The sequence below is a fragment of the Mesorhizobium huakuii genome, from assembly GCF_030160235.1.
GTDB lineage: Bacteria > Pseudomonadota > Alphaproteobacteria > Rhizobiales > Rhizobiaceae > Mesorhizobium > Mesorhizobium huakuii.
On sequence record NZ_BSNY01000010.1, the window covers coordinates 23,900 to 36,090 of the forward strand.

At 63.3% G+C, this 12,191-nt stretch carries 14 protein-coding genes; 10 read left to right on the forward strand and 4 right to left on the reverse strand.

Annotated features, from left to right (window positions below; genetic code table 11):
* Nucleotides 1-57: 57 nt before the first annotated feature.
* Nucleotides 58-912: a helix-turn-helix transcriptional regulator gene (locus QQK95_RS03365; protein WP_284268890.1), complete on the forward strand. Its 855-nt coding sequence runs from the start codon at nt 58-60 to the stop codon at nt 910-912.
* Here QQK95_RS03365 and QQK95_RS03370 read toward each other — a convergent pair.
* Nucleotides 909-1,532: a ParB-like protein gene (locus QQK95_RS03370; protein ID WP_284268892.1), complete on the reverse strand. Its 624-nt coding sequence runs from the start codon at nt 1,530-1,532 to the stop codon at nt 909-911. The two genes, QQK95_RS03365 and QQK95_RS03370, sit on opposite strands and share 4 nt — an antisense overlap.
* Nucleotides 1,529-3,268: a SulP family inorganic anion transporter gene (locus tag QQK95_RS03375; protein WP_284268894.1), complete on the reverse strand. Its 1,740-nt coding sequence runs from the start codon at nt 3,266-3,268 to the stop codon at nt 1,529-1,531. Before QQK95_RS03375 ends, QQK95_RS03370 begins: the two co-directional genes overlap by 4 nt.
* 174 nt (nt 3,269-3,442) lie before the next feature.
* Here QQK95_RS03375 and gyrA point away from each other — a divergent pair, with 174 nt between their 5' ends.
* Nucleotides 3,443-6,247: a DNA gyrase subunit A gene (gene gyrA, locus QQK95_RS03380; RefSeq protein ID WP_284268896.1), complete on the forward strand. Its 2,805-nt coding sequence runs from the start codon at nt 3,443-3,445 to the stop codon at nt 6,245-6,247.
* 72 nt (nt 6,248-6,319) lie between these two features.
* Here the strand turns inward: gyrA and QQK95_RS03385 are convergent, their stop codons facing one another.
* Nucleotides 6,320-6,472: a hypothetical protein gene (locus QQK95_RS03385; RefSeq protein ID WP_019858284.1), complete on the reverse strand. Its 153-nt coding sequence runs from the start codon at nt 6,470-6,472 to the stop codon at nt 6,320-6,322.
* A 194-nt stretch (nt 6,473-6,666) separates the two neighbouring features.
* Here QQK95_RS03385 and coaD point away from each other — a divergent pair, with 194 nt between their 5' ends.
* The 7 genes from coaD to tgt all read left to right on the forward strand — a co-directional run bounded on the left by coaD (nt 6,667) and on the right by tgt (nt 11,242).
* Nucleotides 6,667-7,167, forward strand: coding sequence for a pantetheine-phosphate adenylyltransferase (coaD, locus tag QQK95_RS03390; protein ID WP_027044617.1), 501 nt, complete (start codon nt 6,667-6,669; stop codon nt 7,165-7,167).
* 112 nt (nt 7,168-7,279) lie between these two features.
* Nucleotides 7,280-7,774, forward strand: coding sequence for a peptidylprolyl isomerase (locus QQK95_RS03395; RefSeq protein WP_284269401.1), 495 nt, complete (start codon nt 7,280-7,282; stop codon nt 7,772-7,774).
* Between the two features lie 27 nt (nt 7,775-7,801).
* Nucleotides 7,802-8,314 carry a peptidylprolyl isomerase gene (locus QQK95_RS03400; RefSeq protein WP_010909615.1) on the forward strand — a complete coding sequence of 171 codons (513 nt, stop codon included), beginning with the start codon at nt 7,802-7,804 and terminating at the stop codon, nt 8,312-8,314.
* 8 nt (nt 8,315-8,322) lie between these two features.
* On the forward strand, nt 8,323-8,772 hold the full coding sequence (locus QQK95_RS03405; RefSeq protein WP_284268902.1) for a DMT family transporter: 450 nt from the start codon (nt 8,323-8,325) through the stop codon (nt 8,770-8,772).
* Nucleotides 8,772-9,857, forward strand: a complete 1,086-nt coding sequence (gene queA, locus QQK95_RS03410) for a tRNA preQ1(34) S-adenosylmethionine ribosyltransferase-isomerase QueA (protein WP_284268904.1) — start codon at nt 8,772-8,774, stop codon at nt 9,855-9,857. The genes QQK95_RS03405 and queA overlap by 1 nt, the downstream gene beginning before the upstream one ends.
* Nucleotides 9,850-10,119: a hypothetical protein gene (locus tag QQK95_RS03415; protein WP_010909612.1), complete on the forward strand. Its 270-nt coding sequence runs from the start codon at nt 9,850-9,852 to the stop codon at nt 10,117-10,119. The genes queA and QQK95_RS03415 overlap by 8 nt, the downstream gene beginning before the upstream one ends.
* Entirely contained in the window at nt 10,112-11,242 is a 1,131-nt protein-coding gene (gene tgt / locus QQK95_RS03420; RefSeq protein ID WP_284268907.1) for a tRNA guanosine(34) transglycosylase Tgt, read from the forward strand. Before QQK95_RS03415 ends, tgt begins: the two co-directional genes overlap by 8 nt.
* 4 nt (nt 11,243-11,246) lie before the next feature.
* Here the strand turns inward: tgt and QQK95_RS03425 are convergent, their stop codons facing one another.
* A complete protein-coding gene (locus QQK95_RS03425) occupies nt 11,247-11,666 on the reverse strand; it encodes a DUF4864 domain-containing protein (RefSeq protein ID WP_284268909.1) in 420 nt (139 codons plus the stop codon).
* A 252-nt stretch (nt 11,667-11,918) separates the two neighbouring features.
* On the opposite strand from QQK95_RS03425, the gene QQK95_RS03430 reads away from it, so the two are divergent.
* Nucleotides 11,919-12,155 (forward strand): Lrp/AsnC family transcriptional regulator, encoded by a 237-nt coding sequence (locus tag QQK95_RS03430; protein ID WP_010909609.1) that lies wholly within the window; start codon nt 11,919-11,921, stop codon nt 12,153-12,155.
* The last annotated feature ends 36 nt before the right edge of the window (nt 12,156-12,191 follow it).

Here is a 12,191-nt window from a genome sequence, read left to right on the forward strand (position 1 = left end):
GGGAGCGGTAGGCGCTGACGGGGTTCTGGGCTTGGGAAAAATTGCTATATTTCGGCCATGACAGCGACGACCCGCACTCTCGCATCCGGACCCGGCTGGCATGTGGCGGATGTGATCTGCACGGCCGGGGTGAACGACCGGCCGTTCGAGGAAGCCCATCGGGATTTCTGCGTTGCGGCCGTCACCTGCGGCACGTTCCGCTACCGCGCACGGCAGGGAACGGCCATGCTGGCGCCCGGCGCGCTGCTGCTCGGCAATTCCGGCACGTGCTATGAATGCGGGCACGAGCACGGCAGCGGCGACCGCTGTCTATCGTTCCATTTCGAGCCCGCCTATATGGAACGGATCGTCGCCGGCGTGCCGGGCGTCAGGAGGCTTGTCTTCGAAGCGCCGCGCCTGCCGCCCTTTCCGGCCTTGGCGCCTTTGCTGGCCGAGGCGGAGGTCGCGCGGGAGACGGTCGACAGCGAGGCCTTCGAGGAACTCGGTGTGCGCATTGCCGCCGCGGCCGTGGCCACGATTTCCGGCGCCACGTCCGCCAGGCGCGGACCAAGCCGTCGTGATCAGAAACGGGTGGCCGAAGCCGTGCGGCGCATCGAACTGGATGCCGACGGGCCGGTTTCGCTTTCGGCACTGGCGGATGAGACGGCAACCAGCCCCTATCATTTCCTGCGTATTTTCCGGCAGGTCGCCGGCATGACGCCCTACCAGTTCCTGCTCAAGACCCGCTTGCACCGTGCGGCATTGCGGCTGCGACTGTCCGCCGACGCGATCTCGGCGATCGCCTTCGACGTCGGCTTCAATGACCTGTCGACGTTCAACCGCCGGTTCCGGCACGTCATGGGTGAAACGCCAGGCGATTATCGTCGGTCAGGCGGTGCCGCCGTGCACTCGCCTCGGCCGAGGCAGGCTTAGTCGGAGGTCGGGCCGCACCAGCCCGGCAGATAGTCCGCGTCCTTGCCCCTGGCCAGGCTGAGTGCCTCTTTCATCGCCTTGTCGAAGTTCTTCGCAATCGCATTGCGGTCGATGCGCCGGCGCAGAAAATCCGCCCAGATGAATTCGCTGAACGGTGTGGTGTCCTTGGCAAAGCCGCCCATCCGGCGCAGCTCGCCCGCCATGCTCCGGTAGGGATCATCGATCAGCTCGCCGATTGTCTTCGGAATTGCCGAATAATCGCGGCGCCGGCCGTTCTCATCGAATGGATGCATCCAGCCTCTGTTGTCGAGCACGAAAAGAAACGCGTCCTTGTCGAGCGCGGACAGGTCGCTGATCACGGTCACCAGCACGTCCTTGACGCCTTCCTCGAGCAGGGCGCGAGCGAGATGATGGTGATCGGTGACGTAGTTGCGATTCTTGGGGCCTAATACGACCGGCACCATGTGTTTGCCGAGAAAAGCGCCGGTCTTCTTCCTGGCGTCCTGTTCCCGGATCATCTGGCGCTTCAACGCAACTTCTCTCATGCCGACCGTTATCTGCGTCGGCCGAAGGTCCTCGACGGGAACCGGCGTGACTATGGGTTCTCGCGGGTCGATCATGGCACTCCATCCTGTTCTTGCTGCTGCTGTTTGCCCGGACCAAGTGATTTGATCGCCGCGTCGACGCTGTGGAATATGCGCTGCGGGCCGACCATTTCAGCAATGCCGAACCGCGCCAGCGCCGCCTGGGCGCGCAGCGATTCCAGCCGCGCTATGGCAAAGACCGCGCCCGCCTTGCGGCAATGAAGGATGGTGTCGATCAGGGCCTGCGCGGCGGTGTAGTCGATCTCGACGATGTTGCTGGCCTCCAGCACGACCAGTTTCACGGCTTCGTCCCTGGCATCGACAAGGCCGCAAACGCCGCGCTTGAAACGGTCGGCATTGACGAAGGACAATGGCGCCTGGAAGGCCGCGACCAACACGCCCGGGAGTTGTTCGCCAGCGCTGGGCTTGGCCGGAGGCCACCAGACGGACGTGCCTGGCACCTGTTCGAGCTCGATCGGTTCCGTCCGCGTCGCGCTCCATATGCCATGCAGCAGCGACAGGCCGATGCCCACCGCCACGCCGGTTGCGATCGGCAACACCACGATCGCTGCCATGGTGGCAAGGATCAACAGGAATTCGACGGGCGCCTGCCGGTAGACGCCGGCGAACACCTTCCAGCGCAATATGTGCTGGGCAACGAACATCAGGACGCCGGCCAAGGCGGCCTGCGGAACATTGGTGAGCAGGCCGCCGCCAAAGGCGCCGAGCGCCAGCACAATGGCCGCGGCGATGAGGCCGGACAGTTGCGAGCGGCCACCCGACTGGGAGACGATGGCTGTCCGCGGCGGGCTGGCATTGACGGCAAAGGCGCCGAACAGCCCCGACGCGATGCTGCCGGCGCCGACGCCGACGAAATCGCGGTTGACGTCGGGTGCGTCGTCCTGTTGCGAAGCGAAAGAACGCGAAGTGGCGGCCGTCTGTACCATGACGATAACGGCGATCAGCAACGCCAGCGGAACGAGTGCCTGCACGTCATTGAGGCCCGCCTCCGGCAAATAGGCGCCCGGCAGGCCGTTTGGCAGTGCCCCAAGCACCTCGACGCCGTGATCCCTGAGGTCGAAGACGACGACCGCAAGCGTGGCAAGCACCATGCCGATCAAGGCTCCGGGGATGCGGGCACTGATCCGTTCCGAACAGAACACGATCGCGAACACGCCGAGGCCGAGCCCGAAGTTCCAGGGATTGGTGAGATGGAGATTGCCGGCGATCTCGCCGACACGCCGCAAGGTTTCTCCACTCTCGGCAGGCAGGCCGAGCAGTCCCGGCATCTGCGAAACGATGATATGGACGGCAATGCCGGCCAGAAACCCCGTTGTGACCGGCACCGACAGGAGATCCGCGATCCAGCCGAGGCGAAGGATGCCGCTGAGCGTCACGACCAGCCCGACCATGAGTGCCAACATTGCCGCCAGCGCCAGATAATGCGGCGAGCCGGATGTGGCGAGCAGCGCCAGGCTGCCGGCGAACAGCGGCGTGATGGTCGAATCCGCGCCAACCGAGAGGTGACGATTGGCGCCAAACAGGGCAAACGCCACCGAACCGGCGACAAAAGCAAAAAAACCGACTTCGGGGGCAAAGCCGCCGAGCCTGGCCGTTGCCATCTGCTCGGGGATGGCGATCGCGGCCAATGTCAGGCCGGCGATCAGATCACCGTTGAGATCCCGGAACTGCCAGCCGCTCAGCGCCTGCAAAGGCAGCCACCGGCGCCAATTCATGGCGCTTGCGGCTTTCGCGTGGGAAAGTTGGTCCATTGCCGGCTTTTGCCTTGTGGCGGCGAAAAGCGTCGTGGCCATATCGTCGCAATGAGCGGTATCCTTTTGAAATTACCATCAAAAATGACACTGGAAAAGTGCCGCGAACATTGGAGTTTCGGCCTTGCTTCCTATATAAGCGGTCAGTGATTCCTGATTAGATTGTGATCCGATTTGACCGACCAAAAGACACCGCGCGGCGCCGACGGCGGCCCCACCGGCATCGAGCCGATCTCCATTATCGAGGAGATGCAGAGCTCCTATCTTTCTTACGCCATGAGCGTGATCGTCAGCCGAGCGCTGCCCGATGTGCGCGATGGCCTGAAGCCCGTGCATCGCCGCATTCTCTATGCTGCGCATGAGAGCGGCTACCACTGGAACCGCAAATATGTGAAGTCGGCCCGCCCGGTCGCCGACGTGATGGGTAAATACCATCCGCATGGCGACGCCTCGATCTACGACGCCTTGGTGCGCATGGCGCAGGACTGGTCGCTGCGCGTGCCGCTGATTGACGGGCAGGGCAATTTCGGCTCGATCGACGGCGATCCGCCGGCGGCGATGCGCTACACCGAATCGCGGCTGACCAAGGTAGCGCATGAGCTTCTGGAGGATATCGACAAGGACACTGTCGATTTCCAGGACACTTATGATGCCTCGGATACCGAACCGAAGGTTCTGCCGGCGCGCTTTCCCAATCTGCTGGTCAATGGCTCCGGCGGTATCGCCGTCGGCATGGCCACCAACATCCCGCCGCACAATCTGGGCGAAGTCTGCAACGGCGCCATCGCCATCATCGACAATCCGGCGATCGACCTGCCGGCGCTGATGGAGATCATTCCAGGCCCCGACTTCCCGACCGGTGGCATCGTGCTTGGCCGTTCCGGCATCTACAGCGCCTATTCGACCGGTCGTGGCTCGATCGTCATGCGCGGCAAGGTCAACATCGAACAGCGCGGTAATGACCGTGAATCGATCATCATCACCGAGGTTCCCTACCAGGTGAACAAGGCCTCGATGATCGAGAAGATGGCCGAGCTGGTGCGCGACAAGCGCATCGAGGGCATTTCCGACATCCGCGACGAAAGCGACCGCCAGGGCTACCGCGTCGTTATCGAGCTGAAGCGCGACGCCGTCGCCGACGTCATCCTCAATCAGCTTTACCGCTTCACGCCGCTGCAGACCTCTTTCGGCGCCAATATGGTGGCGCTGAATGGCGGCAAGCCGGAACTGCTGACCCTGACCGACATGCTGAAGGCGTTCGTCTCCTTCCGCGAAGAGGTCATCACAAGGCGGACGAAATTCCTGCTGCGCAAGGCGCGCGACCGCGCTCATGTGCTGGTCGGTCTTGCCATCGCCGTCGCCAATATCGACGAGGTCATCAAGCTGATCCGCACCGCGCCGGATCCGCAGACGGCACGCGAGCAGTTGATGGAGCGGCGCTGGCCGGCGGGTGACGTCGAATCGCTGATCCTTTTGATCGACGATCCGCGCCACCGCATCAATGAGGACGGCACCTACAATCTGTCCGAGGAACAGGCGCGCGCCATCCTCGAATTGCGCCTGCAGCGCCTGACCGCGCTCGGCCGTGACGAAATCGCCGACGAGTTGAACACGATCGGCGCCGAAATCGTTGATTATCTGGATATTCTGTCGTCACGGGCGCGTGTCCAGCAGATCGTCAAGGACGAGCTTGCCGCCGTGCGCGACGAGTTCGGCACGCCACGCCGCACCGAGCTCACCGACGGCGGCGCGGACATGGAAGACGAGGACCTGATCCAGCGCGAGGACATGGTCGTGACGGTGAGCCATTCCGGCTACATCAAGCGCGTGCCGCTTTCGCTCTACCGGGCGCAGCGCCGTGGCGGCAAGGGCCGCTCCGGCATGTCGACCAAGGAAGAGGATTTTGTCACCCGGCTGTTCGTGGCAAACACGCATACGCCAGTGCTGTTTTTCTCCTCGCGCGGCATCGTCTACAAGGAGAAGGTGTGGCGGCTGCCGATCGGCAATCCGCAGTCACGCGGCAAGGCGCTGATCAACATGCTGCCGCTCGAGCAGGGCGAACGCATCACCACCATCATGCCGCTGCCCGAGGACGAGACCAGCTGGGGCGAGCTCGACGTGATGTTCGCCACCACGCGCGGCACCGTGCGCCGCAACAAGCTGTCCGACTTCGTCCAGGTCAACCGCAATGGCAAGATCGCCATGAAGCTGGAGGAGGAAGGCGACGAAATCCTCGGCGTCGAGACCTGCACCGACAATGACGATGTGCTTCTGACCGCCAGCTCCGGCCAATGCATCCGCTTCTCGGTCGGTGACGTGCGCGTCTTCCAGAGCCGCAACTCCGTCGGCGTACGCGGCATCACCATGGCCGAGACCGACCGCATCATCTCCATGTCGGTGATCGAGCATGTCGATGCGCCGCCGGCCGAACGCGCCGCCTATCTCAAGCGGGCCGCGGCCGAACGGCGGGCCGCCGCCGGCATCGCGGCCGGTGAGGAGGAAGAGATCGCGCTCACCAATGAAGAGGTCGGCGAGGAGGCGGAGCTTTCCGACGAGCGCTACGAGTTCCTCAAGGCGCATGAGCAGTATGTGCTGACTGTGACCGAATATGGCTATGGCAAGCGCTCGTCGTCCTACGATTTCCGCCTGACCGGCCGCGGCGGCAAGGGCATCCGCGCTACCGATGTGTCGAAAGTGGCGGAGATCGGCCGGCTGGTGGCGACCTTCCCGGTCGGCAATGACGACCAGATCATGCTGGTGTCGGATGGCGGCACGGTCATCCGGGTGCCGGTCAACGGCATCCGTTTCGCCAGCCGCGCCACCAAGGGCGTGACCATCTTCAACACGGCTGAAGGCGAGAAGGTGGTTTCGGTCGAGCGCATCTCGGAGCCGCAGGCGGACGAGGAAAGCGAAGAGACCATCGAGGGCGGTACGGAGTCTGCTCCCGAGACTGATACCGGTCCGGAAAGCGCTGAATAAGTCCAGACATGACAACGCCGGCCCGTTGGCCGGCGTGGCAGCAAGTCTGGACTGACTTAGTTCTGGACTGACTCAGTAGTGACGATACGGCTTGCGCGGGCCGAAGCCTTCGAAGCGCTTGGTGGTTGCCTTGACGCGGATGCGTTGTGCCTCCTGATGCAGCCCGAATACGGTGGCGATCAGCATGGCGACTGTCATTGCGGTGGCGAGCATGTAGATCAGCATGTGCGTGTTCTCCTGCGCCTTACAACGGATAGATGGGATTTTGGTTTCATCTTATTAAGGTGCAACCTAGTGAACGCTGCGTGAAGGCTTCGTGATCAGCGTGTTCATCTGTCGTTCATGTGCCTGAAAAGGTTCACGGCCTTCGCGCCGATCGGATTTGCCTTTGCGAGAGAGGCTCGCTAGAAGCACCTCCCATGACTGAACGCACCGCCCTTTACGCTGGCTCCTTCGACCCGCTGACCAACGGCCATCTCGATGTGCTGAAGGCGTCGCTGGCCGTGGCCGATATCGTCTATGCCGCAATCGGCATTCATCCGGGCAAAAAGCCGTTGTTTTCCTTCGAGGAGCGGGTGCAACTCATCGAAGCCGCCACGAAGGCCGAATTCGGCCGCGATGGCGCTCGCATAAAGGTTGTTGCCTTCGACGGGCTGGTGATCGACGCGGCCAGGAAACAGGGCGCCTCGATCATGATCCGCGGCCTGCGCGACGGCACCGATCTCGATTACGAAATGCAGATGGCCGGCATGAACGAAACCATGGCGCCCGAGCTGCAGACGGTTTTTCTGCCAGCCAGCCCGTCCGTGCGCACCATTACCGCCACACTTGTGCGCCAGATAGCCTCGATGGGCGGCGACATCCGCCCCTTCGTGCCGGCCGCTGTCGCCGGCGCGCTCACCGCCAAATTCGCGAAATAGAAATTTCGGAGAACTATCCATGCAGCTGAAAAAGCTTGCCTCGTTCCTCGTCGTGCTTGCCGGTCTCGTGACCGCCTCGGTCTCGGCCTATGCCGCCGACCCGGAAAACACCATGATCATCACGCTGAAGGACGGTGACGTCACCATCGCTCTGCGGCCAGATCTGGCGCCCAAGCATGTCGCGCAGATCAAGAAGCTCGTGCGTGACCATGCGTATGACAATGTCGCCTTCCACCGCGTCATCGACGGTTTCATGGCGCAGACCGGCGACGTCAAGTTCGGCAACATGAAGAAGGGTTTCAACGCCCAGGCCGTCGGCACCGGCGGTTCGGACCTGCCGGACCTGCCGGCCGAATTCTCGCAGACCGAGCACTATAAGCGCGGCGTGGTCGGCATGGCCCGCTCGCAGGATCCGAACTCCGCCAATTCGCAGTTCTTCATCATGTTCGCGCCGGCGCCGCCGCTCGACGGCCAGTACACCATCGTCGGCAATGTCGTCAGCGGCATGGAACTGGTGGACCACATCAAGAAGGGTGACGAGGCGGACAACGGCACGGTTTCCGACCCCGACCGGATGATCAAGGTGCGCATCGCCGCCGACAAGTAATACTGTTTTCTCAAAAGGATATCTGACATGGCCGAAATCAAGGACCGCGAGAACGCGCTCATCATGGAAACGACCAAGGGCAAGGTCGTCATCGAACTTTTCCCCGATCTGGCCCCCGGCCATGTCGCCCGCATCAAGGAACTGGCCAGGGAAGGCGCCTATGACGGCGTGGTTTTCCACCGCGTCATCGACGGCTTCATGGCGCAGACCGGCGACGTGAAGTTCGGCAATTCGAGCAAGCCGACCTTCGCGCCGTCGCGCGCGGGCATGGGCGGCTCGGACAAGCCGGACCTGAAGGCTGAGTTCTCCAATGCCAACCACGGTCGCGGCACCTGCTCGATGGCCCGTTCACAGAACCCGAACTCGGCCAATTCGCAGTTCTTCATCTGCTTCGACGATGCCGCCTTCCTAAACCGCCAGTACACGGTCTGGGGCCAAGTCATCGAAGGCATGGACAATGTCGACAAGATCAAGCGCGGCGAACCGGTGGTCGATCCCGACAAGATCGTGTCGCTGAAGGTCGCGGCCGACGTCAAGTAAGGCCGACAATGATGGGCGTCGTCTGGTCGCTTCTCGGCATCCTGTCCGGCGCCTTTATTGCCATTCAGGCACCGATCAATTCGCAGCTGGCGCGCGGCCTGGGTCTCCCGGTCGCGGCGGCTGCGTTCTCATTCCTGTCGGGCGCGATCGTGCTCGGCATCATCTCCGTCACGGTGGTGAGGCTGCAAGGCATTTCGCTCGACTGGAAGGCACCGGCACCCTGGCTGTTCGTCGCCGGCGGCATGCTCGGGGGCTTCTATGTCACGCTCTCCACAATCCTGACGCCGCGCATCGGCGCCGCCGCCCTGATGGCGTTCCTGGTGGCCGGTCAACTGCTGGCCGGCATGCTCATCGACCGCATCGGCTTCCTTGGTGTCGCGGTGCGCGAAATCTCGCTCGGCCGCGTCGCCGGCGCGGTGTTGCTGCTGGTCGGAGCGCTGCTCGTCCGGCTCTACTGATGCGCGTCGATCTCTTCGACTTCGACCTGCCGGAGGAGCGCATCGCGCTTCGCCCTGCGGAGCCGCGCGACAGCGCCAAGATGCTGGTGGTCAAACCGGGCGAGGCGCTCGATGACCGCACAGTCGGCGACCTGCCATCCCTGCTCAGGACCGGCGATGTGCTGGTGTTCAACGATACCAAGGTCATTCCGGCGCAGCTCAAAGGCATAAGGCGGCGCGGCGCGGCGCAGGCGCAGGTCGAGGCCACGCTGCATATGCGCGTGGCGCCGGATCGCTGGCTGGCCTTCATGCGGCCAGGCAAGCGCATCGCCGCCGGCGACCGCATCCATTTCGGCCATGACGGCAATTCCTGCTTCCTCGGCCAGCTCGACGCCACGGTGATCGAGAAGGGCGAGGGCGGCGAGGCGCTTCTTGGCTTCGACCTGTCGGGGCCGTTCCTCGACGAGGCGCTGCATGCCGTCGGCCACATTCCGCTGCCACCTTACATCGCCTCGAAGCGCGATGACGACGAGCGCGACCGGGCCGACTACCAGACCATCTATGCCAGGGAAGAGGGCGCCGTGGCAGCGCCGACGGCAGGTTTGCATTTCACGCCGGAGCTGTTTGCCGCTCTCGATGCCAGAGGGGTCGAGCGCCGCTTCGTCACCTTGCATGTCGGCGCCGGCACGTTCCTGCCGGTCAAGGCGGACGACACCGCCGACCACAAGATGCATGCCGAGATCGGCTCGGTCAGCCGGGAAACAGCCGATGCGCTGAACGCGGCCAAAGCGAGGGGCGGGCGCATCATCGCCGTCGGCACGACCTCGCTGCGGCTGCTGGAGAGTGCGGCGCGCGAAGACGGGACGGTGCCCGCGTGGTCGGGCCCGACCGATATCTTCATCACGCCCGGCTATCGTTTTCGCACCGCCGACATGCTGATGACCAATTTCCATCTGCCGCGCTCGACGCTGTTCATGCTGGTTTCAGCCTTCAGCGGCCTCGACACGATGCGTGCAGCCTATGCGCATGCCATTGCGAACCGCTACAGGTTCTACTCCTATGGGGACGCAAGCCTGCTGTATCGAGCGGAGATGAGCGATGGATGATGACCTGCAAACCCTTGATCGCGATGCCCTGATCGCCGAGGTGAAGAAACTGCGCGCCGGCATTCGCGCGCATCGCGACACGTCCGGCCACGATCTATGCTGGCATCACCCCGACTTGTGGGATCTGCTGCCGGAAAAGACCGAGCCATCGATCGCCGTGCCGCCCTGGCCCAAATTCATGCGCGGCTGCATCCAATATCGCCAGTCGCTCGACAGACAGGCGCCTGACGCGCCGATCCACGACAAGGAATTCAATGGCTAAGCCGTTCAGCTTCAAGGTCCTCGCCACCGACGGCAAGGCGCGGCGCGGCGTCATCGATATGCCGCGCGGCGAAATCCGCACGCCCGCGTTCATGCCGGTCGGCACCGGCGGCACCGTCAAGACCATGTACATGGATCAGGTGCGCGGCCTCGGCGCCGACATCATCCTGGGCAACACCTATCATCTGATGCTGCGGCCCGGCGCCGAGCGTGTCGCGCGGCTCGGCGGATTGCACGAATTCGCCCGCTGGCCGCATCCGATCCTGACCGACAGCGGCGGTTTCCAGGTGATGTCGCTGTCGAAGTTGAGGAAACTGACCGAAAAGGGTGTCACTTTCCGCTCACATATCGATGGCGCGCCTTACGAAATGTCGCCGGAGCGCTCGATCGAGATCCAGGGTCTGCTCGATTCCGACATCCAGATGCAGCTCGACGAATGCACGGCGCTGCCGGCTGAGTTGAAGGAGATCGAGCGCGCCATGGAGCTGTCGCTGCGCTGGGCCGAGCGCTGCAAGTCGGCGTTTGGCGACCAGCCGGGCAAGGCGATGTTCGGCATCGTGCAGGGCGGCGACAACGCGGCGCTCAGGGTGCGTTCGGCGCAGGCGCTGAGCGCGATGAACCTGAAGGGCTATGCGGTTGGCGGCCTGGCGGTCGGCGAACCGCAAGCGGTGATGCTCGAAATGCTCGACATCACATGTCCTGAACTCCCCGCGGACAAGCCGCGCTATCTCATGGGCGTCGGCACGCCTGACGATATCCTGAAATCGGTGGCGCGCGGCATCGATATGTTCGACTGCGTGATGCCGACACGGGCCGGCCGGCACGGCCTGGCCTACACAAGACGTGGCAAGGTCAATCTGCGCAACGCCCGCCATGCCGACGATCCGCGCCCGCTGGACGAGGAAAGCGACTGCCCGGCGGCGCGGGATTATTCGCGCGCCTATCTGCACCATCTGGTGCGCTCGCAGGAGGCGCTCGGCGCGATGCTGCTGACCTGGAATAACCTGTCCTACTATCAGAAGCTGATGCAGGACATTCGAGCCGCGATCGAGACCGGCAGCTTCGAGGCGCGCGGGGCCGAGATCACAGAGGGCTGGGCGAGGGGCGATATACCCGTCCTGTAGGACCTCAGGTGCTCAGCGAGTTGGATGCGCGCAGGCTGCAGCCGGTGATCTGGAACGTGCCGTCGGGCTGCTGCTGCAGCGTATAGACCGCCTCATAATCCTTGCCGTCAGGCCCGACGATCAGCACCTGCTGGATAATCGAGCCCGGACCCGTCTGCTCGACCTTGCCGAAGGCATAGGACTGCGGCTTGCGCACTGGCGGGTAGCCATTGGTCACCATGTTCATGAAGGCGTCGACGGTCGGGAAGACCTGCTTCACGTTCGGGGCGGCAAAGCCGTAGGCCTTGGCGCCGTCATCGGCCAGCAGAGCCTTCAACTGACCGTCGATGACGGCCTGGCCTGCCTTGATTTCGGCGTCGCCGGCAAAGGCCGAGGATATCAAGAGGAATGGAATGACTGCGAATGCGAAAAAGGCGTGGCGCATGGCTTGTCTCCGTTGTCCCTCGGAACGGTCCCTCAAAATGATGTCCGAAGACGCACGATAACATACGCTTGGCGGTGCATCCCGGTTTCACCGATTGCGAATATTCGCCACCGGAATGTCATGCCTGTTGTGGCGCTGCGCTGGGCCGTGGCCAGGGCCTGCGCCGGCTAAGTGCGGATTCCAGTGCTTGAAAGGCCGCCTCCAGTCTGCCAGAAGGGCCGCTTGGACTTGGACGTTTAGCGGGACGAAGCCATGAAGGCGTTTTTCGTGCAGATCAAATGCGAGCTGGGCAAATCCTACGAGGTTGCCAGCGCGCTTGCCGACGCCGAGATCGCTTCGGAAATCTATTCAACCGCAGGCAATTACGACCTGCTCGCCAAATTCTATGTCGACGACGAGGAAGACGTCGGTCATTTCGTCAACGAGAAGGTGCAGATTCTCCCCGGCATCAAGGACACGTTTACGGTCGTCACCTTCCGCGCCTTCTAGCCGGGAAGGCATTTGCCCGGGCACGAGGCAAAGCCT